Consider the following 21,100-nt stretch of genomic DNA (forward strand, 5'->3'; position numbering starts at 1 on the left):
AGAACTGCAAGAAGTCCGATGAGGTCATATTGTAGCTATGAAGTGTATGAAAGTACATGGAGCGAAGGACCGAAACACAGTTACGTTTCTTGAAGGGAAACATGTTGAAAACACTGGAGCTAACTATATAAAATTCAAGTATTTAATCTGAAAATAAAATTTATAAAAACAAGAGGTTAGAAGTACAAAAGGGTGCAAAACCCCTTTCCTCAAATATAAAGATTATTGTGTTGCTATAATATTGGCATTTTGCTGAATCATTAGTGTTAATTCTTCAACTGTAAGTCCAATATTTAGTAGTTGTTTAATATCTGATTTACGTATTTAATTCTTTGTTCAACTGGCGTTTCAACTTCTGCTAAATCTGCAGGTCAAAGAAGAAGTTTTAAATTGGAAAGGTTCTATGAAATATGGAATGACCGAATCATTCATCCTTATATTCATGTTGATATTTGGAGCGGTGACAAAGTCATATATAACAAGAATGTTTAAAAGTAACAGTGGGGAGCCGTATGCGGGAAAACTGCACGTACGGTTCTTAGAGGAGTTTATCTCCAACTGTTTAAAATGAGTAAAGTAAAAGAAGGAGGTAAATTTACTTATGCAACAAATAGACAATGAAAAATTTGGTAAGTTTATTACTGAATTAAGAAAAGAAAAGAATTTAACACAAAAGGAATTAGCAGATCAATTATTTGTATCTGATAAAACTGTGAGTAAGTGGGAAAGAGGTGCAAGTTTCCCAAATGTAGTATTATTGATTCCAATTGCTGAATGTTTAGGAGTTAGTGTGACAGAATTATTGATGGGAGAATATCTAGATAGACATGATATGATTCAACATGATGATGTAGACAATATGGTTTCGTATTCATTAGAATCGTCTGTTAAAGCAATGGTTTCCTATAATAAAAGAAAATGGAAAATAATTTGGGGGATATCTTGTTTTATTGTCATTTTAGAATGTTTATATTTATTGGTATCTACATACTCGTTAGAACAAATAAGAGGAATTGCTTGTGTTTCAGGAGTAATGATGATTTTTGCACTATGGGCGTGTGTTTATGCCAGAGAATTACCATCTTTTTATGACGAAAATAGAATCAATTATGTATCACAAGGTATATTTAGAATTCATATGCCAGGCTTAACTTTTAATAATTCAAACTGGCCAGAAATAATAAAGTTATTACGCTTTGTTTCTTTATGTATGGCGGTAGGTACTCCTTTGTTTTATCATATCTCTATATTAATGGGCGGCTATCAATTGTTTGATAATATCAAATTGTATGCTTTATGGATTGTTATCCTTATATCAATAGGTGCAGTATATTACATAGGAAAAAAGTACGAGTAAGAGTTGTTTAACTTTTTTTGTAAAATAAGTGTATGTTATTGTAAGAAATTAACTATTTTGATAAAATGGAGTAAAGGTTAATGGTAATATTTAATTAAGGGAGAGATTGTTATGCACGTGAAATATTATTTAGAATGCAATTCAATTGTACTGCAAAAACCATATTACCTTTTAACATGTTCAAATTTAAGATGATTTTTAACGCATAATAACGGATAAAATTAATTTGGTTATTATGCGTTTTTTTTATTTGAATAGGAGTGATTTATATTGTAAAGAAAATATTGGCATACGCTATGACTATATCTTTATTACTTTGTGGTTGTAGCTATCAAGAATCTTATAGAGGAGGGGTTGAAATGGATAAATCATATAAAGAATTATCAACTATTTTTAGACAATATGGGCTTAATGGCCTTAATGATGAGTTAGTTTATAATCTAGAACAAAGATATAAGGAATTACCTTCTGAAATAGAATTTAATAAAGCAGCGAATTTATTAACATCACTTGGAGAAGGGGATATCGATTATGAAAATATGACATGGAAACCATCTGAAAATGGAGTTTATGCTTTTGACGTAGAAATATTTGATGTTGAAAATATGTATAAAAACTTCTTAATTGGTGTTTCATATTTAGATAGAGAAGAACTAAATTTTACAAATATAGTAGAAGATACAAGTCTTGTTGATTGGGAAGATGGCACTGGATCTAGAAGTGTTTCATTTGATTGGAATGGACAACATTTTAACATTGATGCAAAAGTTGAAGGAGATTGGTTTGACTCAAGTGTTGCAGATGATCTAAATAGAATTATTATAAGTCAAGATACAGGCAAACAATTGTATTTTACAAGTGATGGATATCAAGAAGGAATTGTATTTTATTGCGATAAAGAATGGGCTAATGATTTTGAAAAGGACACAGGTTTGAAATTAGAAGAATTTAATCAATGATTGAAATTTTTAAAAAGGATTGGTGTTTTATGAGAGAGCTATATTGTAAAAAATGCGGAAAGAAAATTAATACAAAGTTATGGATGGTTCCTAATAGCTGTGTTTGTGGTGTAAATCTTGACGAATGGCAAAAAGATAGTGGAAGAACTACTTTTCGTTATTTGCTATGCATATTTTTATTGATGCTTCCTTTGTTTTTGCTTATTTATTTACTACGAATCCTATTAAAGAATTTGATTATATTATATGCTCTTATTCTTTTGATTTCGATGATATGGCTTCGGCAAGCTGATGGAATTTTAATTCGTATAGGAATAGTAAAGATGAAGAATATTATTGTAAAGTAGTTTTTAATCTTAGGAATACCTTTGTAGGAGTGAAGTGATTGATATGTTTATTGTTTTTGGTGTCATAGTATTTATTTGTGCTCTGTGGATACTTTATATGAAATACCGTGTTGTTTTTGGAGGGGATAAATGTAAAGGGACAATTGTAGGTGTTGCTAGTCAGAATGGTGGTTATGTTGTCGGTGGAGTGCAAGTCAGAAAAAAATCATATATTGTAAAAATCAATAAGCATAAATATTATACGACACATGGTTGTATCTTTGAAAATATAGGGAAAAAGAAAATAGGGAAAGAAATTACAGTTTATAAAAATGAAAAGTATGATCATGAAGTTTTTAAAACAAATGATTATCGCATAGAATTCTAAGTTTAGTTTTATTGGTTTTTAGCATATTTTTAATTTCAAATGGCTTATAAGCATGAATTATATAAAGTAGAAGGTGGATCTATGAGTAATGAAAATATAAGGATTACTTCAATGAAGGACGTCTACGAATTGTTACTTGAACAAGGATATAACGTAACAATTAACCATGATTGTTCATTTATATCTGTTGATGAAGAAGACTTTACTGTATGTGTAGATCAATATATTTCAAAGAAAATATTTAATTTGCTGTGACCAGATGATCTTTTCTAAAACTTTTTGGAGGACGATTTATGAAAAAAGAATTAAGACACATAATAACGATTATCGTTGCGGCAGTAATCGGTGGCATTGTAGGTTATATCTTAGGGAAAATTCAAATTCATCAATTACAAGATCCAAGTTTTATCCAACAGCTTATGAGCCATAATATGATGATTCATGAGCCTATTGGAACTTTTAATAGTATGATGTTAGGTATTTGTATTTTTGCAGGTGTAGCTACTGGACTTATAATCTATAATCATTTTGCTTGTAAATTGACTTTATTAATGAGAGTGATTATAGGTATTTTGATATTCCCATTCTATTCAATATTTGGAATGGTAGGTGTTATACCTTATTTTATATATAATATTGTACTTTTGTTTAAAAATAAGTAGGTGATGATTGTGAAATTAAGACGTTTGGTAGTACTGTTTTTCCTTTTAATATCAATGAGTATTAGTGGTTGTGCATCAAAGGATGTAGTAAATGAAAATAAGAATAATTTAATTTTTCAAGAATCAATATCTCCGAATGAACAATATGTGGATAATCAAGAAGATGTGGTTCACTATACTGTTGAAGTATATCAGGAAAACGATGATACACTTTCTATTCATGCAAAGTCAAACAGTAAGTTATTTGAACCTTTGGATTATGAGTTTTATATCGATAAATCATTTTCAAAAGACGATATTACTGTTGAATGGACAACGCTTATGGGAAGTGCTGAAGCAACAAAAGAAAATCAATTATGTGTCGCCATGGTAAAGGTTAAAGGGACTAATGAAGCAATAAAGATTAATTTCATTAATAGAGGTATTGAACTTATCGAAGATGCCTTAGCTAAATAAGTTTGTTTAAAAGAGTTTAAAAAGGAGTTATTTATTGTGGATTTTTTTAAGAATAATAAAGAAAAATTAATCACTTTTATAGTTTGTGGAACTATTTTTGTTGCTGTCTTATCAGTTATTGCACTATTAAGTGGAGTGATAATGCGTTTATTTGGTTTTCGATATCAATCCATATGAAGTATTATCTTATTTTTCATCATCGCAACAGTTGTATCCTATCCGATTAATTTAATTGCAGGCGGACTTCCTAAGGCTCTTTATAAATTGAAAAGAATTAGTAAAAATATTGCAATTATTTTATATTTAGCATTAGATACGATTGCGACATGTTTTGGATTAATGATTGTGGACTATTGTATGTCTACTATTTTTGCAAGTGATCTATCAAAACTAGTCATTTCTTTTATATTAGCTTTGCCTGGGATTGAAGATTTCAAAAAAATATAAATGTTTACGGAGGACAGGATATGGAAGAAAAAGAAAAGATTAGTGAAATTGTTGCAACATACCCATCTGTATTTGTGGGTACAGCAATTGGTGGCACAATATTTGAATTTATCTGCATGATTGTTTGTATAGTTGCAGCACCACCTGAACAAAAGCTACTTTTGATTGCTTTATTGTGTATAATAACAACAATTTTAGTGTTTATAAGCATTGCTTTTAAACGATATAAAGTGATTGTGAACAGTGAAGGCATTACAGAGATTCCATTATTAGGGAAAAGAAAAATCATTCATTTTAATGAAATTAGAAGTATTCAAATCAAAGGATCAAAAGCAATCTTAATTTTAGGCAACGGTGTAAAGATTTGTATTGATCCTTCAGCAGTAGGGCATAAAGAAATATTCAATGTTTTTTATGAAAATGGATTAATAAAATCTTCATTCTCCAAATAAGTTATAAATTTGAGTTTTAATCTTCTGTAGTATTATCCAATCATCCTATTTCCCGTTTTTAAAAGATGTATTGAATAGAATAATATATGTTTTAGTCGGGATTTATCTCTTTTATCAATCTATTCGATTAATGAAGACAAAAAATGAAGTTAGAAAATAATTGGTTTTCAAAAGAAATGAAATTTTAAGTTAAGGAGGCGTAATTATGTCAGTAACTGCAAGAATTAAACAAAAATCATTATTTAAGAAAAAAATGAATCTAGAAGATATTATTAAATTTACAGGATTATCTTATGGTGTTTGTGATGAAAATTATCGTCTCAATAAAGATGAGATAGGTGAACATACTTTAATTTATGATGAAACAAAACTAGCTAGGGGATTTGAGTTATGGCTTGAGGGTAGTGATGTTTTACTTTCTTTAAGTTTACCAACTGCACCATCAGAAATTAGACTATTCTATAGCTTAGTAGAGAAAATTTGCAACGAGTTCAATACCAAAAAATATTTAAGAGAAGATGAAGAAGCTTATTTATATGAAGACGAAGAATTTATTAAATGGGATGAAGAAGCAAGTATTGTTGCACTAGAAGATATGACAAGTAAAACAGAAGATGAATATCGCTGTTTTGAAATATTTGGTATTTATAATCCAATCTCTATTGGACAAAGAGAATTACAAAGAATTGATTGCAACTTAAATAATCTTGAAGAATATCTAAATGAAATCCAATCTCTAGATGTTTATTATGCAACACCAAGCGTATATAGGAAGAAAGATACGAATGAATTATTTGGGATTTATTCGATTGTTGCTGATATTCCTTGTGTTGTTCCTAATAAACCTTATATCATTCTTGATCAAATCAAAGGAATTAATTATTGGTATGTCATGATTAGAAAAGGAATGACAGTTACATACGACGATTTTATCAATCATATCTCTTCAAAAGAATATTATGATGCAAATCATGTTATTGCCTTATTAAATGATGATGAAATTGATGCTTTGATTGAACAATATAGTGTCGAAATTTAGATTAAATGGTAAGGATAAGGAGGCACTCTATATGGGATTGTTTGATAAATTTAAGAAGAAAAATGAATTATTAGATAATGAGCAAAATGAAGAAATTGAAGCACCAGGATGGGATGCAATAGATAAGTTATGTGATAAAGTTTATCCTAACCAAAAGAATCCTAAGCATTATGGAGCGATGATAAAATGGAGATTGGGTGGTAATGATCCCCTTGATGGTATTAGTGTATATGATGGTGGTGATTATTGGCATTTTATAACTTATGGACTATCTGAACTTTATGAAAAAGAAAGCGAAGATAAAGAGTGGAGTGGTTATGGTATGGAGTTTACTTTGAAGCTCAAAAAGGATCACTACGAAAATGAAGAAGATGAAATACGTTGTATATGCGGTATATTACAATCTATTGCCAGAATTACTTTTATCCAAGGTGAATTATTTAATGCTTACGAATATCTATACACAGGTCAAACAACAGGTATAGATAGTAAAGGGACATCCAATATTACAGGATTTATAACGATACCAGATGATAAATTTGTTGAAATAAATACACCTAATGGAAAGGTAAGATTTGTTGAATTTATTGGAGTGACAGATAATGAATTAAGAGCCATTCAAAACAAGGAATATAGTGTAATAGAATTACTTGAGAAATTAAACACAGATGTTACGAGTTACACTAGATCATCAATAGTATAAGGCTGTAAGGTTAAAAAGGTTGTCACGTTAGTGAACAAGAAAATATTAGTTAATAATCATTTTATGTCATCAAATCATTATTGAAGTGAAAACATTTTAAAGGAGGATAATTATGAAAGAGAGAAGTTACTTAATTAGTGTAGGAATTGTTATTTACATTGTTATGTCGGCAGTTGATAGGTTTATCTACCATATACCTAATGTTATTTATATTCCATTAGCAATTCTTGGTATTACCTTAATTTTAATTGGCTTTTTCAAAGATAAATCTTAACAGCATAATATAAATGGTTAAAGAGATAGGAGTTGGACTAATAAAGGAGATAAATATGGGAATATTTAAAAAGCTAAAAAAGAAGAATCATGAATTAAAATCTTTTAAAAAAATAAGTAAGGTAGATATTATTCATATTGAAAAATTATTTAATATTAGTCTGCCTAGTGACTATGTTACATTTCTATTAAAATACAATGGTGTAGTTAGTAATGACGCATTTAATGAAATCTATTTTAAGGATATAAATAAAAATGTTAATGTCGATGTTGTTTATGGAATAGATACAGGGAATGATGCTTCAAATATAGAATACTGGACGAATGCTTATATTGATGATTTATTTGAAAGTACTGTTATTATTGGGGATAGTATCCAACATGGCTTCTTTGTTTTAGTTTGTGATGGGTCAAATGACGGAGTTTATTATTATGATGATTCTTATAGTCTAAGTTCATCAGATGATGAGAACAATGTTTATTTTATCGCTAATACTTTTGATGAGTTTTTTACATTATTATATAACTAATCATTGATTTAAAGGTGGTGTTATTATCCGTGAAAAATAAGTATAAAGTAAGTTTAATTTTTATATCAGCTATTGTTCTGTTGTTTGTGGTTTATGTGTTATATTTTTTCAATTACATCCCACATCAAAAATATTCAAATAGCGATTTTAATATCACAACCTATAAGAGTTTACATGATGAAGATGATGACATCGATGATCAAACAGATATTTTGAATAATGTAAAAGCGTATGTTAGTAGCAAGCCTAAATATAAAAGTAAATATTACGGAACAGGTTATCCCAATGATCATTTTGGAGTGTGTAGTGATGTAGTAGCTTTAGGACTAAAAGATGCTGGCTATGATTTAATGGAGTTGGTTAATCAACATGTCCAAAATCATAAAGAAGATTATGATATAGATATTATTGACAAAAATATTGATTTTAGAAGGGTGCAAAATTTGAATATTTATTTTAAATATAACGCACAATCATTAACAACCGATATTCACCGAATTGAAGAATGGCGAGGCGGAGATATTGTCATATTTGAAAATCATATTGGTATCGTATCGGATTATCGGAATAAAGATGGTGTAAGTTTTGTTATTCATCATGCTAGTCCATACCAAATATATTATGAAGAAGATATATTGGAGTATCGAAATGATATCGTCGGACATTATAGAATAAATTGATTTAAATTAAGGAGTAATAGCTATGGATATAATTTTAGTTATTTATGCAGTTTTAGTGTTTTTGATTGGACCTATATGGATTATCAAGAGTGTGAAAACTGATAGCCAAAATAGAATAAAAATGGTTATGACAATAATAATTGGTACTCTTTTAGTTGCAAGTGCAATTTATGCATTAATCAGTGTACTAAAATAGAATTAAATATTAAGAAAGTTGGGATGATTATGGAAAAACAGGTAATAGGATGTTCAAAGTTTGTAAAAATATTAGGGATGATAACAACTGTGGTATTTGGACTAATATGTTTAGTAACACTTATATCAGGTTATTATATTGCAGCACTTTGTTTTCTGCCTTTTGTGTTTTTAGGTGGTGCACTTTTACTAGCATGTAAAAAGCAAACGATAGTCATAGATAAAAACACACTTACTTTTAATTATGTACTAAAGCAGTCAGTTGAGGTGCGTTATACAGATATTAGATGTTTATTATTGATACCACTAGCAAATAGAACACAAATGGCATTGATAGATCGAGACTATAATCGCCTTGTAACATTAGATTATGCTTTTGGAAATTTAGAAATTCTTTTTGATGTTTTAGTAGAGCATGAAGTAAATATTGTGGATTTTGAAGAGTTGTTAGAAAAGAAAAAAGATGTATCAAAATATGTTCGTACATTTAATGCCATAGAACGTAATTATTATCATTCGATTGTAGAAGAGACTAAAACGATAGAAAGTATTTCTTCTAATAAATGTGGATTTGATCTTAACAAGTCTAAGAAAATATTGCGTATTCTAGGATTTGTTTTTATAGCACTTGATGTCATTGGTTTTTTCATTGGTGGAAAGATGATGATGGTATTGTACATTCTTGTCATCCTTGGATCATATGCAGTATACCTATGGTATTATCCGTATATTTATATTGAAACTAAGACGAAAAAAGGTGAAGATATCATGCTTCAAATGCCATTTCTAGGTGCTGCAATTGCTTTACTTTTAAATCTAGCTACAACAAATATTTTTGACTATGATTTTATCGATTATTTAAAAATAACATTAATTTTAACAGTTATCTTTTCAATTCCTTTTATCATTAAATCTTTATACACAAAAGTACCACAACGATTTGGTCGTAAATTATCAGTTATTTTTGCAGTTTTGGTGTTCTCATTTACCATTACTTTTCCTGTCAATTTCTTATTAACATTTGGAAAATCAGAGCATGAAACAATTGTTATTACAGATAAGGATGTTGATACAGGCAATAGCTTAACAGATTATCAACTAATTGCTTCTTGGCGTGGTGAAGAAAAAGAGTTTAATGTATCTAAAAGTCAGTATTTAAAAACTAATATTGGTGACAGTCGTCGAGTATGCATTCGTAAGAGCCTTTTAGGCTTAGAATACTATAGTGTTCATGAATAAAATTGAAGTTTACTTAATTTTAATGACATAGAAAAATTAGAATTTAGTGATTTGTTAGATAAATAATAATTTAGAAGTGTAATTATAATGAACAATATCGAATTTTTGGAGATGATAAGATGGAATTTAGACTAGCAAGACTAGAAGATTTGAAACAACTGAAAATAATTTATAAAGAAATCATAAAAAATATGAATAAAAATAACATTCAAATTTGGGACGATATTTATCCTTGCGAATTCTTTGAAGATGACATAAATAACAAGCGTCTTTATGTTATTGCAAATGATGAAGAAATTATGTCTGCTTTTGCTTTATGTGATAACAATGCAGGAGAAGCTTATGTTGAATGGAGTGAAAAATCTGCTAAAGCAATGTATATTGACCGATTGGGTGTTAATGTTGAGTATTCTAAAAAAGGAATTGGTCAGCAAATGCTCAATAAAGCAAAAGAAATTTCTAAATCACTTGGTGCTGAATATTTACGATTATTTGTAGTAGATATAAATAAACCAGCTATTCGATTGTATCAAAAAAATGGTTTCACAAAAGTTGATGGAGTTTATGATGAGGTGTTTGACGATGGATATGTTTTACGTGAAATTGGACATGAAATCAAGTTGTAAAATAAATTGGAATTTTCAGATGAGGTGACGAATAAATGAGCAAAGAACATCATAATGAAAATAAGAATGACGAAGAAGATACTTTTACATTAGCTAAGCTTGTTAGTACTTGGTATGTAGGTGCTGTTGTAGGATTTGCGGTAGGCACTTTAAATGGTAATTCAACAACAGCAATTATAGGTTTGTTTATTGGAGCTACTGTAAGTTGGATATTTAAAAAGTGTTTAATGAGCAAAAAATGAGTTTGTTAGTTAAATTATAATTTGAAAGCTAACTATATGTATGCTTTATTTCGAAAATGTTAAAAGAGAATTAAAAAAGTGGAATTTTAACTATAAAAATAATGTTGTTCCAAGACATAGCACTTATAAAGTAAAGTGGGTTTTACCTGTAGCTCCGGTTACGGTAATAGCCCCTGAAAAAGAAACTTCATATTTATTTGGATTTAATGAGAAAGGTATCTACATTTTTCCTGTTGATGGAATTATACTATTTTAGATTGTTTTTTATTAAAGTGGAAAGGATAAAAAAATTTGAGGTTAAAAAGGGTCTCTTACTTGAAAATAGTATGATTATTGTGACAAATGAAATGAATGTATCCTTGAAAATGAATAAAACAGTTGTTGGTAATTCATGGGTTAAAGAGAATGTAAATTATTTAGAAGAGTTTGATTATTATAAAAGATAATTATAAATAATCAATTATGTTTTAGGAGAGGAATTGAAACTATGACAACCTTAGTTCACATACTAATGATTTTATTTGGTTTTATTACTTTTGTAATTGTAAAAAATAAAAGATATAAAGATGTACCATTTATTAGTTTTATTATGATCTTTTCTTTTGTCGGATTTGGAATAATTTCTGTCTTAACTATCTTTGTTTCATTCGGTAAATTATTACTATTTCCCTTAGCTTGTATTGTCTTTGGTTTAATTTTTATTTTTATGCTTATAAATGATGTGTATGCACTTGTAAGATGTAAAGAAAAAATAAATGGTGTTTACTGTGGATATAATACTTACTATGGAGGTAATGCTGTGTCTACGCAAGCTCCAGTATTTGAGTACACATATCAAGGTCGCATATATAAAGAACAAACAGCTCAAAATATTTCTTATAAACAGTTAATAAAAAAGATGAGAGAAGGAGAAACTTATCCAATTTATGTAGATCCGAAACATCCAGCTGTATTTATTTTTCAAAAAAAGATTAAATTAAGTTTTATTGTTATAGTGTTTTTTGGAATTCTTTTTTTATCTGGTGGTATAGTTACGCTTTTTGAAGCATTACCGTATCTTTTTAGATGATGAAATCCGAAATTATTTATATCAGCTATAAGATAAACGCTTTGTTTACGTTATATGGAATTAATGAACAGGACTTTTTATTTTCTGCTAATTTTTTGTTAAATAGACTAACGACCACACCCAAACTTGTAAAAGATGACGATTTTTTTGGTGAAATGAGCTTGAATTAAAATTGTTAAAAGACTTTGACAATATTCCAAAGGCCTTTGGTAGAATTTTGAGGGCTAGATTAATATAATGAATGATGATGAAAGAAGTGAGAAAATGGATTTAGGGAAGAATATCTTAACATTTAGAAAAAGTTTAAGATTATCACAAGAAAAACTAGGGGATGAGATTGGTGTAACACGACAAACGATTTCTAACTGGGAATGTAATTTAACAACACCGGATGCTTATCAATTGATTGCTTTAGCTAATGCACTGCATGTAAGCCTGGATTCACTTGTAGGTCATTCACAAGAGTCTTTTCTTGTTGAAAAGGTAACGAACGTTGAAGAAGAAATTATGAAGGCGAATCGTTTGTTGAAGATTTCTATTTATATCTTAGTATTTGTGGTTGTTCTTCTTATCTTTGTTTTCATTTCATCCAATTAATGTAAATGGAGGTACATATGAATAAGCAAAGCTTATTAACAGATTTAAAATGGGTTATAGTTTTATTTTTCTCTATTGCAATCGGTAATATTTTTATGCACTTTTTTGAGCAAACTTCGATGAATGTATGGATTGCTAGAGGGATTGGCTGTACGGTGTGTGTATTGATTAATTGCTTGATACATAAATATGTTTTAAAATCTATTTAATGTAAAGAAGATTCAGTTTATATTACCCTGAATCTTTTTTTTATTCTTAACTGTATATAATATATATTGACAGTATTGATAAGTGGGTATATACTGTATATGTAAAATATATACAGTATATAAAATTACGAGGTGAAACTATGGAAATTATATTAAGTAGTTCTAGTTCAAGACCGATTTATGAACAAATTGTTGTTCAAATCAAGGAAATGATTATGAATGGAGAACTTAAGGTTAATGATTCACTGCCTTCTATGCGAAAGTTGGCTAAGGATTTACACGTTAGTATTATTACAACACAAAGAGCTTATGATGAATTATCAAAAGATGGATTCATTCATGTGATTCCTGCGAAAGGTGCTTTTGTTTCTGAACAAAACAAGGATTTTATTCGTGAAGAAAATCTTCGAAGAGTCGAAAAACAATTGCAAGATGCTTGTCTGATAGCTAAACAAAGTGGGATAACAGAAAATGAATTAGAAAAACTACTTCATTTAATATACGAGGAGAATTGATTATGGAAAATGTAATTGAAATTAAAAATTTAAATAAAAAGTATGAAGACTTCTCTTTAAACGGTATTACTTTGGATATCCCCAAAGGAAGCATTGTAGGGCTAATTGGTGAAAATGGTGCGGGAAAATCTACATTGATTAGTTCGATACTTGGAATTATTAAATCTTCATATGATGATTTAAAAATATTTGGTTTAGACTTTAAAACTGATGAAATTAATATAAAAAAAGACATTGCTGTTATATTTGATCAAACACACTATAATGAGGAGTTTACTCCTAATTTTATAGGAAAAATTTTAAGTCGTGTTTATTCGAATTGGGATCAAAAAACTTATTTAAAATATCTAACTCGATTTAAATTACCAATGAAAAAGAAGATTAAAAAGTTTTCTCGCGGAATGAAAATGAAATTAGAATTTGCGATTGCTTTTAGTCATAATGCGAAGCTATTGATATTAGATGAAGCAACAAGTGGACTAGACCCAATTGTTCGTGATGAAATATTGTCTATCATACGTGAGTATACAGAAGATGAAGATCATACAGTATTAATGTCTTCACATATTACTAGTGATTTAGACAAAATATCAGATTACATTGCTTATATTCATGAAGGTAAATTATTATTTATGAAACCATATGATGAATTAAGAGAAGAATATGGAATTATTCATGCTGGAAAAGAGTTGTTAGATTCATTAAATAAAGATGATATTGTTGGCTATGTGAAAGAAGCATATAATTACACTATTCTAGTAAAAAATCGTTCATTGATACAGAGTGTTTTTAAAGATTTAGAAATGACGCGACCAACAGTTGAAGAAATCATGTTGTTTCATGTGAAAGGAGGCTGTGAAAGATGGTAGGTTTAATGTTAAAAGATTTTTACGAATCGTTTTGTATTAAAAAGAATTTAATAGGTTTTATTTGTAGTATTTTATTGTATGGTATGGTCTTCTTTTTAATGCCAAGTGAGTATATTGTAATCCTTTTAGTTGTATTAACGATACCAATGACAAGTGTATCGCCATTACAATACTCGATTGAGCAAGATGAACTCTCTAAATTTGATCAAATGTTATTAACTTATCCTATTTCTAAAAAAACAATTGTGATGACCAAAATATTAGAAACATATATCTTTTCATTTGCATCTTTCTTATTGCTTTCTTTACCTGTTGTATTGTTAGCTATCTACGGGTATCATATTATCAGTTTACAAGAAGGATTGTTAGTTTTATCGATAAGTGTGATTTTTACATTGATTATGTTACCTATAAATAATGCAGGATTTTTGACTTTTGGAAATAAAAAAGGAACCATTTTATATGTGGTAACACTAGTAGCTTTTGTGATAGGTTTTATTACTTTAAATTTTTTTGTGGGCGTAGAACAGTTATTATTAATACCTTTAAATAGATGGTTATTATATGGCAGTGTCTTGGCAATTATAATTAATATTCTTGGATATTTTGCTTGTTTAAAAATATATGAGATTAGACATTCGTAGGAGGTTTCAGTAATTAAGGAATGAATTATTGGTTCATTCCTTTTTTACACTTTCGAAAGTGAGAATAATTTAAAGTTTCGAAAGTAATACAGACATTTATATATGACGCTATTTTGTTTGAATAAAATAATTTTTAGTATGTGATACGTTATACTTTTGTATAAAGTGCATATGACGGAAAAATGGTGCGTGTTTAGCACACCATCGGTGTATCTGTAGCGGTCAATCGGTGTGTCAAAATTTTTGATTTCTTAGTGATTCACCTTTGAATTCTAAACGATATGCTTTACATAGAACTCGATCTAAACACGCGTCAGCGTATGTACAATCCTTAAATAAATCGTACCATTATTTTACTGGGATTTGAGAAACTATCACTGTCGACTTTCTGCTTTTGAGTATTCCACTATCTGAAGCCATGCAATACACTACAGAAGTCCATCTTTTTTTAATCTTAATACGTAATACAAGTCCACTAAAAAACACGGTAAAATTAAATTAACCGTGTGATGCTTACGCACTCTTGTTGGAATAATAGTTGTATCATATTAGTCTGCCATTTCCTGATATGATTTGTTTAATATTGAATCCTCATATTTCTTGTTTTGGATAATTCCTACTTTTAGATTGTCTGGAATCAGAATCCTTGTAACTCCGCCAGAATAACGATAAGCTTGGATATGGCAATCGACCCAATCATTGATTTTCATGCTTGAACATAACTGTACATACTAAATGGTAATGTTGCCTCGAATAAATATGCAGGGATTGCTTCTCCTGTGTAACGATCATATACATACATATGGGTGCCATTCCAATCAACCATCATTTTATCACCCGGTTTATGATTGATATGCATCGTAAGATTATGCTTTTTAACGTAATCACGATAGTGTTCGTAAAAGAGGCTATATTAGTAAAAAGGACTCTTGATTGACCGACAATCATCAACATATGCTTCCCATAGCAGTTTGATTGTGGTTCCTGGCTTTAACAGTTCCTTATGAATGTAATCAAAATCAGGTTGCTTAATGGATAAATTGATTTTCATCTCCTGTTCAAATAATAAATTTTGGACATCTGATTCACTGAGATCTTTAACAGATGACCAACACACTTTTTTGTCATCAGCTACATTAAAAATTTTTCTTATTGTATCTCTTGAAATTTTAAGAGATACAGAAATCTGTCGTTGAGTATAGTTTTGTGATCTCATTTCCAAAACTCTTTTAACATCCCGCATAAAAAAACACCTCCTAATCGCAAGACTAGATAAGTATACTTACTTACCTGTTTTTATCTTACAACAGGAGGATGATAGTTTATATCTACAATATAGGTGTGGACTTATACAACGGATTCAATTGCCTTCGTCGCCGTATCAACTGGACTTATTATACCATTCAGCTGTGACCAACTTTTCAAAACAATCCTGAAAAGATTCTAAATCGCTGTTTGGATTTTCAAGTTGAAGACGAAGTTCTTCTGCCATATCTGAAAATTTCATGATTTTTTTACTTCTGTAGTTCCTATTGACGACAATACATTTGAATGGTACCTTAATCTTAGCGGCGAGAGTTAAGTAAAAGCAAGAATGAATTTCAGTGGTACTAAAAACAAAAACACCATGAAATTAGAGGAAATTGAAGATATTTCCTCATTACATATAACGGATGAAAAAAGACAGTCCAGAATATTTTCTTTACTTCATAGGCTGCTATTAAATTCGAAAAATAAAACACGTAGGAGTTGATTGATTTCAACTCCTTTTTCCTTCATAATACTTTTATTGAGGTTAATGTATGGATTATGTATATGTGACAAAAGAAAATATTGAACAAGAACACATTTGTTGTGCCATTAGTAGTAATTCAGATGTCCAAGTAAGATCAAAGAAAGATTGGTTGTCTGATCGCTTTGAAGAAGGACTTGTCTTTATTAAATCATCTGTAAGAGGGAAATGTTTTATTGAGTATATTCCTGCAAAGAATGCGTGGATTGGTGTGGACGCAGAAAATTATATGTATATTGATTGTCTATGGGTTTGTGGATCTTTAAAGGGTCATGGCTATTCGAGTGAGTTATTAAATATGTGTATTGAAGACAGTAAGAAGAAGGGAATGGATGGAATTTGTATCTTATCTACAAAAAAGAAGACGCCGTATCTTGCAGATCCTAAATTTTTAACATACAAAGGTTTTAAAATCTCTGATGAAGCGAGTAATGGTATTCAATTGTGGTACTTGAATTTTAATGATTCAAAAGTTCCTCAATTTAAATCTTGTGCAAAAGAATGTCATATCGAAGAGTCTGGCTTTGTCTTATATTATACTAGTCAATGTCCTTTTAATGCGAAGTATGTTCCGATTATAGAGAATGTTTCAAAAGAACAAAATATAGAATTTAAAGCGATTCATATAGATACAAAAGAAAAGGCGCAGAATGCGTCAACTCCTATCACTACCTATGCCTTATTCTACAATGGTGATTATATAACGAATGATGTAATGAATGAGAAGAAGTTTTTAAAACTTGTTGAAAAGCTAAAATAGGCACTAATTATCTTGAGACATGATGGTTTTAAATAATAAATATACCAAGTAAATTGTGTTTAGTGCAAATGGAACAATGAGATTGGTAGTAATCAAGCTTTCAAAGAAAAGAATGCGCGAAAGTGAATTATCATATCCACTCACAATCACATATGGAGACATTGCCATAGTTAAAAAGATCAAAAAATAGATTGCTAAAATGACTAGAAATGATTCTTGTCTTGTTTCATTCGTAAATTCCTTCTTGATCTCATATTTGGCTTGCACTTTAAATTGTTTTGTACTAAAATTCTAAATGTAGTAGATAAATCTGGGGAGCTATTGCTGAGAGGAAGTTCGACTTCGACCCATTAAACCTGACGGATAATGCCGGCGTAGGAAGTATAGATGTTTTTTGACCTGTCTTTTTACGTTGCAGGTCTTTTTATTTTATTGCCTTACTGTAGGGGAGCGCCTAGAGTATAGAAAACAAGCGAGGGAGCCTGAATTGACAGGATGAGAGAGGACTGTTTGTCTAATACCGAAACCACAGATGGTTTTTTGCGTGTTTTCTAGGCCATCTGTATCTGTAGGAGGTAGTATTATGAATAAACACAATTACTTATTAAGCTTAGTCTTTTTTTCAATGATGGTAGCTGTTGGAGTAGTCATTTCTCCAATCTTACGTGTAGAAGGAATGTGTCCTATGGCACATCTTATTAATATCACTATGGCTGTATTTATGGGGCCTTGGTATTCATTTCTTTGTGCTTTAGCTATTGGTTTAATTCGTATGGTTGTAATGGGAATTCCACCATTAGCTTTAACGGGCGCTATTTTTGGAGCTACGCTATCAGGCATCTTATATCGTGTTAGTAAAGGAAAGATTTGGGCTGCCGTACTTGGTGAAATCATTGGTACAGGTTTAATTGGTTCTGTTCTTTCATATCCAGTGATGACATATTTATGGGGAAGAACTGGACTTACATGGATGTTCTATGTACCTAGCTTTTTAATGGGTACAATCATCGGTGGAAGTATTGCGTATGTTTTATTGAAGTCGATGTCTCGTAGTGGAATCCTAGAAAATATTCAAAGAAAGTTAGGAGTGCAAAAATTTGTTGAAACAAACGAATAATTTGATTCACTGTATCACAAATCCGATTTCAATTAATGATTGTGCAAATCTTATATTAGCTTTAGGAGCGAAGCCAATTATGGCTTGTCACCCCGATGAAGTTGATGATATCACTTGCCATTCTGCGGCTTTGGCATTAAATTTAGGTAACTTTGATGATGTTAGAGCTAAATCTATGATGATTAGTGCAAAATGTGCCAAAGAAAAAGGAATACCATTCATTTTAGATTTGGTTGGAGTGGCTTGTTCAACACTTCGATTAAATTATGCCAAAGAACTTGTTTCTTTATATTGTCCAACCGTCATTAAAGGGAACATCAGTGAATGTAAAGCTTTTTATGGGATGACAAGTCATGCGCACGGTGTAGATGCGGATGTTCTCGATGAAGAGAATATCTATGAAAGTGCAAAATGGCTAAAGGACATGGCTTTACATCTTGGTTGTGTAGTTGTTTGTAGCGGCAAGATCGATGTCATTACAGATGGTAAAGTCGTGAATTTAATTTCAAATGGTTGTGAAATGCTTTCAAGAATCACAGGCACTGGATGTATGTTAAATGTGGCAATCGCTACATTTTTAGCTAGTTATTCTCCATTATTGGCTTGTATTAAGGCAACTTGTTATTATGAAGTTGCTGCAGAAAAGACGAAAAGTGAAGGACCTGGAACTTTTCATATGCATTTTATGGATGAGATTTATAAACTTACCAGTTTTGATGAATCTTTGTTTAAAATTGAGGTGTTAGGATGAAAAAAGTAGATTATACATTATATTTTATTACTAATTCAGATGGTTATGATGAAGAAACTTTTTTAAATAAAGTTAAAGGGGCATGTCTAGGTGGAGCAACCATTATACAGCTTCGTGAAAAAAATAAGTCGACTTTAGAGTACTATGAACTCGCTTTAAAAGTAAAAGAGATTACTGATTTTTATCATATTCCATTAATTATTGATGATCGAATCGATGTCGCAATGGCTGTAGGATGTGGTGTTCATTTAGGAAATGAAGATATGCCAATTTCTGTAGCTCGTAAAATAATGGGAAAAGATTGTATTATTGGGGCTACCGCAAAGACTGTTGAAGTTGCAAAAAAAGCAGAGGCTGATGGTGCTGACTATTTGGGTTGTGGTGCCATTTATCCGACAAAGACGCATGTGAAGACGACGATTACGAGTGTGGAAACATTGAATGACATTTGTTCGGCTGTCAAGATTCCGGTCTGTGCGATTGGAGGATTAAATAAAGACAATCTTTCTGTTTTAGAAAAGAGTCCTATTCAAGGTGTTTGTGTTGTATCGGCTATTATGGATCAAGAGGATACAAAAAAAGCAGCTGAAGAATTGAAGAAATCGATTCAAAAAATCGTGGCATAACAAATGCCACTTTTATTTTTGAAAAATATAACCTAAAATAGTAATTGCAAGAAAAAGAAAAATATTAGTGCTTTCAATCACCATTGTTGCCCTCGTATTGATTCTTGAAGCATGTATATTAAGATATGTAAATGAAAAGAATGCGCAAACCACATCCTATGTATTATTGGATCGTGTGATTGCGGATCTTGATAAAAATGAGTCGAATGAAGAGCGATTTGTGAAATAATTAAAAGATTATTATATAGTACGTGCTAAAGCCAGATCTTATATTGTGGATGCCAAGCCGGAAGTTGAATATGATATTGATAAACATCAAAAAATCGCATCTTTAATGTCCGTGGATGAAATTCATTTTATTGATGATACGGGAACGATCTATTCGGGTTCGATACCTAAGTATTTTGGATATAGCTTTGATTCAGGTGAACAAATGGCTTTCTTTAAACAGATGTTAAATAATAAAGATTTAACATTATGCCAGGATGTCACGCCAAATACGGCTGAAGCTAAAGAGATGATGTATGCGATTACTTGGAATGAGTCGAAAATGCATATGGTTCAAGTGGGTATTACGCCAAAGCGTCTTTTAAAGGAGTTGAAACAAAACTAAATTTCAAATGTTGTAGCTGATATGCCTGTGTATAAGGGAATGGAAATTTATGTTGTAAATTCAAAGACGAAAAAAATTGAGGGTGCTACAAATCGTACAAAGATTGGAAATACATTAACGAATGTAAATGCATCATCTAAGATGCAAAGAATCGTATTGGATCATAAAAAATGTAAATGTATATCTCGAAAACATGGCAATTATTTGGTTGCCGTAACTATGGAAGAATCTGTAAATTCTTCAAGTAATATTGTTGCGATATTGATTGTCGGTATTTATCTAACTTCGGCTTCATGCTTACTTGTTTTAATGCTTTCTAGAGCATTAAAGGAGAAGTATGAAAAAGAAAAATATATGTATACTTCGAATACGGATGGACTGACGAAATGTTTCAATCGACGTGCCTATGATTCGGATATGGAAAAGTTAGATTTAAATACGGAATGGGCTTATATATTTTTAGACTCAAATGGTTTAAAACAAGCCAATGATTCACTTGGGCATAGTGCAGGAGATGAACTGATTTGTGCGGCTAGTAACTGCATGAAGTTTGCGTTTGCCTCTTATGGAAAGGTTTATCGTGTTAGTGGAGATGAATTTGTCGTATTGATTCAAGAATCTGTATCGAATATCGATTCTATATTACAAGTATTTGATGTGACTATTCATGATTGGCATGGTAAGTACTCCAATTCAATATCTGTATTGTATGGTGTCGTCAAGTCTTCAGAACAAGATTTTGATTCGGTTCAAGAAATAAGTAAATTAGCCGATGAAAGAATGTATCAAAATAAAAAGGATTATTATACAACGAGTTGTAATGATTGAAGAAGGTAATGAAAAAGGGCGCTCTAAAATAGTGTAGGGTTATGTGAAAATACCGGCTTTAAATTATTGTAGGGTTTCCGTATTAGGTTAAGAAAACTTAAATTTATGAATTTACTAAAAATGGGTCATATTCACC

36 protein-coding genes and 1 riboswitch are annotated in these 21,100 nt (G+C 30.3%); of the genes, 32 read left to right on the forward strand and 4 right to left on the reverse strand.

Annotated elements, in window-relative coordinates:
• Positions 1-601: 601 nt before the first annotated feature.
• The 25 genes from H8911_RS08460 to H8911_RS08580 all read left to right on the forward strand — a co-directional run bounded on the left by H8911_RS08460 (position 602) and on the right by H8911_RS08580 (position 14,477).
• Positions 602-1,357 carry a helix-turn-helix domain-containing protein gene (locus H8911_RS08460; RefSeq protein ID WP_186999344.1) on the forward strand — a complete coding sequence of 252 codons (756 nt, stop codon included), beginning with the start codon at positions 602-604 and terminating at the stop codon, positions 1,355-1,357.
• A gap of 359 nt (positions 1,358-1,716) precedes the next feature.
• On the forward strand, positions 1,717-2,316 hold the full coding sequence (locus H8911_RS08465) for a hypothetical protein (RefSeq protein ID WP_222620997.1): 600 nt from the start codon (positions 1,717-1,719) through the stop codon (positions 2,314-2,316).
• Positions 2,313-2,663 (forward strand): hypothetical protein, encoded by a 351-nt coding sequence (locus tag H8911_RS08470; RefSeq protein WP_186999346.1) that lies wholly within the window; start codon positions 2,313-2,315, stop codon positions 2,661-2,663. The genes H8911_RS08465 and H8911_RS08470 overlap by 4 nt, the downstream gene beginning before the upstream one ends.
• Positions 2,664-2,706: 43 nt before the next feature.
• Positions 2,707-3,030 (forward strand): hypothetical protein, encoded by a 324-nt coding sequence (locus tag H8911_RS08475; protein ID WP_222620998.1) that lies wholly within the window; start codon positions 2,707-2,709, stop codon positions 3,028-3,030.
• Positions 3,031-3,111: 81 nt separating this feature from the next.
• On the forward strand, positions 3,112-3,285 hold the full coding sequence (locus H8911_RS08480; RefSeq protein ID WP_217295731.1) for a hypothetical protein: 174 nt from the start codon (positions 3,112-3,114) through the stop codon (positions 3,283-3,285).
• Between the two features lie 38 nt (positions 3,286-3,323).
• Positions 3,324-3,692 carry a hypothetical protein gene (locus H8911_RS08485; RefSeq protein WP_186999347.1) on the forward strand — a complete coding sequence of 123 codons (369 nt, stop codon included), beginning with the start codon at positions 3,324-3,326 and terminating at the stop codon, positions 3,690-3,692.
• Positions 3,693-3,701: 9 nt separating this feature from the next.
• Positions 3,702-4,148, forward strand: coding sequence for a hypothetical protein (locus H8911_RS08490; protein WP_186999348.1), 447 nt, complete (start codon positions 3,702-3,704; stop codon positions 4,146-4,148).
• Between the two features lie 183 nt (positions 4,149-4,331).
• A complete protein-coding gene (locus tag H8911_RS12740; protein ID WP_369410303.1) occupies positions 4,332-4,595 on the forward strand; it encodes a YrvL family regulatory protein in 264 nt (87 codons plus the stop codon).
• 20 nt (positions 4,596-4,615) lie between these two features.
• The gene (locus H8911_RS08500; RefSeq protein ID WP_186999349.1) at positions 4,616-5,047 is read left to right on the forward strand and encodes a hypothetical protein; all 432 of its coding nucleotides are present in this window, start codon (positions 4,616-4,618) and stop codon (positions 5,045-5,047) included.
• A gap of 205 nt (positions 5,048-5,252) precedes the next feature.
• Positions 5,253-6,086, forward strand: coding sequence for a DUF4299 family protein (locus H8911_RS08505; protein WP_186999350.1), 834 nt, complete (start codon positions 5,253-5,255; stop codon positions 6,084-6,086).
• A 31-nt stretch (positions 6,087-6,117) separates the two neighbouring features.
• Complete coding sequence (locus tag H8911_RS08510) at positions 6,118-6,789, forward strand: suppressor of fused domain protein (protein ID WP_186999351.1); 672 nt, start codon at positions 6,118-6,120, stop codon at positions 6,787-6,789.
• Between the two features lie 112 nt (positions 6,790-6,901).
• Complete coding sequence (locus H8911_RS08515; protein WP_186999352.1) at positions 6,902-7,063, forward strand: hypothetical protein; 162 nt, start codon at positions 6,902-6,904, stop codon at positions 7,061-7,063.
• Positions 7,064-7,118: 55 nt separating this feature from the next.
• Positions 7,119-7,592 (forward strand): SMI1/KNR4 family protein, encoded by a 474-nt coding sequence (locus H8911_RS08520; RefSeq protein ID WP_186999353.1) that lies wholly within the window; start codon positions 7,119-7,121, stop codon positions 7,590-7,592.
• A 29-nt stretch (positions 7,593-7,621) separates the two neighbouring features.
• Positions 7,622-8,272, forward strand: coding sequence for a DUF1287 domain-containing protein (locus H8911_RS08525; protein ID WP_186999354.1), 651 nt, complete (start codon positions 7,622-7,624; stop codon positions 8,270-8,272).
• A 22-nt stretch (positions 8,273-8,294) separates the two neighbouring features.
• Complete coding sequence (locus tag H8911_RS08530) at positions 8,295-8,468, forward strand: hypothetical protein (RefSeq protein WP_186999355.1); 174 nt, start codon at positions 8,295-8,297, stop codon at positions 8,466-8,468.
• A gap of 29 nt (positions 8,469-8,497) precedes the next feature.
• Positions 8,498-9,706, forward strand: a complete 1,209-nt coding sequence (locus H8911_RS08535; RefSeq protein ID WP_186999356.1) for a hypothetical protein — start codon at positions 8,498-8,500, stop codon at positions 9,704-9,706.
• 119 nt (positions 9,707-9,825) lie between these two features.
• Positions 9,826-10,332, forward strand: coding sequence for a GNAT family N-acetyltransferase (locus tag H8911_RS08540; protein WP_186999357.1), 507 nt, complete (start codon positions 9,826-9,828; stop codon positions 10,330-10,332).
• A 35-nt stretch (positions 10,333-10,367) separates the two neighbouring features.
• Positions 10,368-10,574: a hypothetical protein gene (locus H8911_RS08545; protein ID WP_009300065.1), complete on the forward strand. Its 207-nt coding sequence runs from the start codon at positions 10,368-10,370 to the stop codon at positions 10,572-10,574.
• Between the two features lie 40 nt (positions 10,575-10,614).
• Positions 10,615-10,830 carry a hypothetical protein gene (locus tag H8911_RS08550; RefSeq protein WP_186999358.1) on the forward strand — a complete coding sequence of 72 codons (216 nt, stop codon included), beginning with the start codon at positions 10,615-10,617 and terminating at the stop codon, positions 10,828-10,830.
• A gap of 231 nt (positions 10,831-11,061) precedes the next feature.
• Positions 11,062-11,643, forward strand: a complete 582-nt coding sequence (locus H8911_RS08555; protein ID WP_186999359.1) for a DUF3592 domain-containing protein — start codon at positions 11,062-11,064, stop codon at positions 11,641-11,643.
• A 237-nt stretch (positions 11,644-11,880) separates the two neighbouring features.
• Positions 11,881-12,240: a helix-turn-helix domain-containing protein gene (locus H8911_RS08560; protein ID WP_186999360.1), complete on the forward strand. Its 360-nt coding sequence runs from the start codon at positions 11,881-11,883 to the stop codon at positions 12,238-12,240.
• A gap of 17 nt (positions 12,241-12,257) precedes the next feature.
• Positions 12,258-12,449 carry a hypothetical protein gene (locus H8911_RS08565; protein WP_186999361.1) on the forward strand — a complete coding sequence of 64 codons (192 nt, stop codon included), beginning with the start codon at positions 12,258-12,260 and terminating at the stop codon, positions 12,447-12,449.
• A 140-nt stretch (positions 12,450-12,589) separates the two neighbouring features.
• Positions 12,590-12,964, forward strand: a complete 375-nt coding sequence (locus H8911_RS08570; RefSeq protein WP_186999362.1) for a GntR family transcriptional regulator — start codon at positions 12,590-12,592, stop codon at positions 12,962-12,964.
• A gap of 2 nt (positions 12,965-12,966) precedes the next feature.
• A complete protein-coding gene (locus H8911_RS08575; protein ID WP_186999363.1) occupies positions 12,967-13,833 on the forward strand; it encodes an ABC transporter ATP-binding protein in 867 nt (288 codons plus the stop codon).
• A complete protein-coding gene (locus H8911_RS08580; protein WP_186999364.1) occupies positions 13,827-14,477 on the forward strand; it encodes an ABC-2 transporter permease in 651 nt (216 codons plus the stop codon). The genes H8911_RS08575 and H8911_RS08580 overlap by 7 nt, the downstream gene beginning before the upstream one ends.
• Positions 14,478-15,025: 548 nt before the next feature.
• On the opposite strand, the gene H8911_RS08585 is transcribed toward H8911_RS08580, so the two are convergent.
• From H8911_RS08585 to H8911_RS12745, 4 genes are all read right to left on the reverse strand, one after another.
• The gene (locus H8911_RS08585) at positions 15,026-15,187 is read right to left on the reverse strand and encodes a hypothetical protein (protein WP_186999365.1); all 162 of its coding nucleotides are present in this window, start codon (positions 15,185-15,187) and stop codon (positions 15,026-15,028) included.
• The gene (locus H8911_RS08590; RefSeq protein WP_186999366.1) at positions 15,184-15,336 is read right to left on the reverse strand and encodes a hypothetical protein; all 153 of its coding nucleotides are present in this window, start codon (positions 15,334-15,336) and stop codon (positions 15,184-15,186) included. The genes H8911_RS08585 and H8911_RS08590 overlap by 4 nt, the downstream gene beginning before the upstream one ends.
• Before the next feature lie 54 nt (positions 15,337-15,390).
• A complete protein-coding gene (locus H8911_RS08595; RefSeq protein WP_186999367.1) occupies positions 15,391-15,720 on the reverse strand; it encodes a hypothetical protein in 330 nt (109 codons plus the stop codon).
• A 138-nt stretch (positions 15,721-15,858) separates the two neighbouring features.
• Entirely contained in the window at positions 15,859-15,984 is a 126-nt protein-coding gene (locus tag H8911_RS12745; RefSeq protein ID WP_255466341.1) for a hypothetical protein, read from the reverse strand.
• A gap of 295 nt (positions 15,985-16,279) precedes the next feature.
• Here H8911_RS12745 and H8911_RS08600 point away from each other — a divergent pair, with 295 nt between their 5' ends.
• From H8911_RS08600 to H8911_RS12510, 7 genes are all read left to right on the forward strand, one after another.
• The gene (locus tag H8911_RS08600) at positions 16,280-17,029 is read left to right on the forward strand and encodes a GNAT family N-acetyltransferase (RefSeq protein ID WP_186999368.1); all 750 of its coding nucleotides are present in this window, start codon (positions 16,280-16,282) and stop codon (positions 17,027-17,029) included.
• Positions 17,030-17,330: 301 nt separating this feature from the next.
• Positions 17,331-17,427, forward strand: a riboswitch (TPP riboswitch).
• Positions 17,428-17,612: 185 nt separating this feature from the next.
• Positions 17,613-18,146 carry an energy coupling factor transporter S component ThiW gene (gene thiW, locus H8911_RS08605; RefSeq protein ID WP_186999369.1) on the forward strand — a complete coding sequence of 178 codons (534 nt, stop codon included), beginning with the start codon at positions 17,613-17,615 and terminating at the stop codon, positions 18,144-18,146.
• Positions 18,127-18,897 carry a hydroxyethylthiazole kinase gene (gene thiM, locus H8911_RS08610; protein ID WP_186999370.1) on the forward strand — a complete coding sequence of 257 codons (771 nt, stop codon included), beginning with the start codon at positions 18,127-18,129 and terminating at the stop codon, positions 18,895-18,897. The genes thiW and thiM overlap by 20 nt, the downstream gene beginning before the upstream one ends.
• A complete protein-coding gene (thiE, locus tag H8911_RS08615; protein WP_186999371.1) occupies positions 18,894-19,523 on the forward strand; it encodes a thiamine phosphate synthase in 630 nt (209 codons plus the stop codon). The genes thiM and thiE overlap by 4 nt, the downstream gene beginning before the upstream one ends.
• 67 nt (positions 19,524-19,590) lie before the next feature.
• A complete protein-coding gene (locus tag H8911_RS12500) occupies positions 19,591-19,752 on the forward strand; it encodes a hypothetical protein (protein WP_222620999.1) in 162 nt (53 codons plus the stop codon).
• A gap of 45 nt (positions 19,753-19,797) precedes the next feature.
• Positions 19,798-20,136, forward strand: a complete 339-nt coding sequence (locus H8911_RS12505; protein ID WP_222621000.1) for a hypothetical protein — start codon at positions 19,798-19,800, stop codon at positions 20,134-20,136.
• 21 nt (positions 20,137-20,157) lie between these two features.
• Positions 20,158-20,964 carry a GGDEF domain-containing protein gene (locus tag H8911_RS12510; RefSeq protein ID WP_222621001.1) on the forward strand — a complete coding sequence of 269 codons (807 nt, stop codon included), beginning with the start codon at positions 20,158-20,160 and terminating at the stop codon, positions 20,962-20,964.
• Positions 20,965-21,100 lie beyond the last annotated feature (136 nt).

Origin of the sequence: Holdemanella hominis (genome assembly GCF_014306155.1) — a bacterium.
Taxonomy (GTDB): Bacteria; Bacillota_I; Bacilli_A; order Erysipelotrichales; family Erysipelotrichaceae; genus Holdemanella; species Holdemanella hominis.

What these genes read in the sequence shown, in the direction of transcription:
- H8911_RS08460 (WP_186999344.1), top strand. Translation starts at nt 602, where the DNA reads ATGCAACAAATAGACAATGAAAAATTTGGTAAGTTTATTACTGAATTA.
- H8911_RS08465 (WP_222620997.1), top strand. Translation starts at nt 1,717, where the DNA reads ATGGATAAATCATATAAAGAATTATCAACTATTTTTAGACAATATGGG.
- H8911_RS08470 (WP_186999346.1), top strand. Translation starts at nt 2,313, where the DNA reads ATGATTGAAATTTTTAAAAAGGATTGGTGTTTTATGAGAGAGCTATAT.
- H8911_RS08475 (WP_222620998.1), top strand. Translation starts at nt 2,707, where the DNA reads ATGTTTATTGTTTTTGGTGTCATAGTATTTATTTGTGCTCTGTGGATA.
- H8911_RS08480 (WP_217295731.1), top strand. Translation starts at nt 3,112, where the DNA reads ATGAGTAATGAAAATATAAGGATTACTTCAATGAAGGACGTCTACGAA.
- H8911_RS08485 (WP_186999347.1), top strand. Translation starts at nt 3,324, where the DNA reads ATGAAAAAAGAATTAAGACACATAATAACGATTATCGTTGCGGCAGTA.
- H8911_RS08500 (WP_186999349.1), top strand. Translation starts at nt 4,616, where the DNA reads ATGGAAGAAAAAGAAAAGATTAGTGAAATTGTTGCAACATACCCATCT.
- H8911_RS08505 (WP_186999350.1), top strand. Translation starts at nt 5,253, where the DNA reads ATGTCAGTAACTGCAAGAATTAAACAAAAATCATTATTTAAGAAAAAA.
- H8911_RS08510 (WP_186999351.1), top strand. Translation starts at nt 6,118, where the DNA reads ATGGGATTGTTTGATAAATTTAAGAAGAAAAATGAATTATTAGATAAT.
- H8911_RS08515 (WP_186999352.1), top strand. Translation starts at nt 6,902, where the DNA reads ATGAAAGAGAGAAGTTACTTAATTAGTGTAGGAATTGTTATTTACATT.
- H8911_RS08520 (WP_186999353.1), top strand. Translation starts at nt 7,119, where the DNA reads ATGGGAATATTTAAAAAGCTAAAAAAGAAGAATCATGAATTAAAATCT.
- H8911_RS08530 (WP_186999355.1), top strand. Translation starts at nt 8,295, where the DNA reads ATGGATATAATTTTAGTTATTTATGCAGTTTTAGTGTTTTTGATTGGA.
- H8911_RS08535 (WP_186999356.1), top strand. Translation starts at nt 8,498, where the DNA reads ATGGAAAAACAGGTAATAGGATGTTCAAAGTTTGTAAAAATATTAGGG.
- H8911_RS08540 (WP_186999357.1), top strand. Translation starts at nt 9,826, where the DNA reads ATGGAATTTAGACTAGCAAGACTAGAAGATTTGAAACAACTGAAAATA.
- H8911_RS08545 (WP_009300065.1), top strand. Translation starts at nt 10,368, where the DNA reads ATGAGCAAAGAACATCATAATGAAAATAAGAATGACGAAGAAGATACT.
- H8911_RS08550 (WP_186999358.1), top strand. Translation starts at nt 10,615, where the DNA reads ATGCTTTATTTCGAAAATGTTAAAAGAGAATTAAAAAAGTGGAATTTT.
- H8911_RS08555 (WP_186999359.1), top strand. Translation starts at nt 11,062, where the DNA reads ATGACAACCTTAGTTCACATACTAATGATTTTATTTGGTTTTATTACT.
- H8911_RS08560 (WP_186999360.1), top strand. Translation starts at nt 11,881, where the DNA reads ATGAATGATGATGAAAGAAGTGAGAAAATGGATTTAGGGAAGAATATC.
- H8911_RS08565 (WP_186999361.1), top strand. Translation starts at nt 12,258, where the DNA reads ATGAATAAGCAAAGCTTATTAACAGATTTAAAATGGGTTATAGTTTTA.
- H8911_RS08570 (WP_186999362.1), top strand. Translation starts at nt 12,590, where the DNA reads ATGGAAATTATATTAAGTAGTTCTAGTTCAAGACCGATTTATGAACAA.
- H8911_RS08575 (WP_186999363.1), top strand. Translation starts at nt 12,967, where the DNA reads ATGGAAAATGTAATTGAAATTAAAAATTTAAATAAAAAGTATGAAGAC.
- H8911_RS08580 (WP_186999364.1), top strand. Translation starts at nt 13,827, where the DNA reads ATGGTAGGTTTAATGTTAAAAGATTTTTACGAATCGTTTTGTATTAAA.
- H8911_RS08585 (WP_186999365.1), bottom strand. Translation starts at nt 15,187, where the DNA reads ATGAAAATCAATGATTGGGTCGATTGCCATATCCAAGCTTATCGTTAT.
- H8911_RS08590 (WP_186999366.1), bottom strand. Translation starts at nt 15,336, where the DNA reads ATGCATATCAATCATAAACCGGGTGATAAAATGATGGTTGATTGGAAT.
- H8911_RS08595 (WP_186999367.1), bottom strand. Translation starts at nt 15,720, where the DNA reads ATGCGGGATGTTAAAAGAGTTTTGGAAATGAGATCACAAAACTATACT.
- H8911_RS12745 (WP_255466341.1), bottom strand. Translation starts at nt 15,984, where the DNA reads ATGAAATTTTCAGATATGGCAGAAGAACTTCGTCTTCAACTTGAAAAT.
- H8911_RS08600 (WP_186999368.1), top strand. Translation starts at nt 16,280, where the DNA reads ATGGATTATGTATATGTGACAAAAGAAAATATTGAACAAGAACACATT.
- thiW (WP_186999369.1), top strand. Translation starts at nt 17,613, where the DNA reads ATGAATAAACACAATTACTTATTAAGCTTAGTCTTTTTTTCAATGATG.
- thiE (WP_186999371.1), top strand. Translation starts at nt 18,894, where the DNA reads ATGAAAAAAGTAGATTATACATTATATTTTATTACTAATTCAGATGGT.
- H8911_RS12510 (WP_222621001.1), top strand. Translation starts at nt 20,158, where the DNA reads ATGCCTGTGTATAAGGGAATGGAAATTTATGTTGTAAATTCAAAGACG.